This is a genomic window from Streptomyces albus subsp. albus, from assembly GCF_000725885.1.
Lineage (GTDB): Bacteria > Actinomycetota > Actinomycetes > Streptomycetales > Streptomycetaceae > Streptomyces > Streptomyces albus.
Map to the genome: position 1 here is coordinate 1 of NZ_JODR01000095.1, position 302 is coordinate 302.

The following is a 302-nucleotide window of genomic DNA, read 5'->3' on the forward strand; positions in this document are numbered from 1 at the left end:
CCCGGAAGCTAAGCCTTACAGCGCCGATGGTACTGCATGCGGGAGCGTGTGGGAGAGTAGGACGCCGCCGGACTCTTTGTGAAGTCGTGGTCCCTGAACGGTAGTTCAGGGACCACGACTTTTTTGTATGCCCGAAAGCAGCGCCGGCCGGATACACACCCGGGCGGCGCTGCTTTTTTGTTTCCGCTGCCGGGGGCTGGTGGTCACTTTCCCGCCGGCTGGCGGACACCGGCCCCGTGTGCGGTCTCCGGGAGGCATCCCCCGCTGGGGTTACCGTCCTTCGGGGGTGAGGTTCTGGATGG

1 rRNA gene is annotated in these 302 nt (G+C 64.9%); it reads left to right on the forward strand.

The features are described from left to right. Positions 1-73, forward strand: a 5S ribosomal RNA gene (rrf, locus tag IO40_RS40015); the annotation flags it as partial. Positions 74-302: the final 229 nt, after the last annotated feature.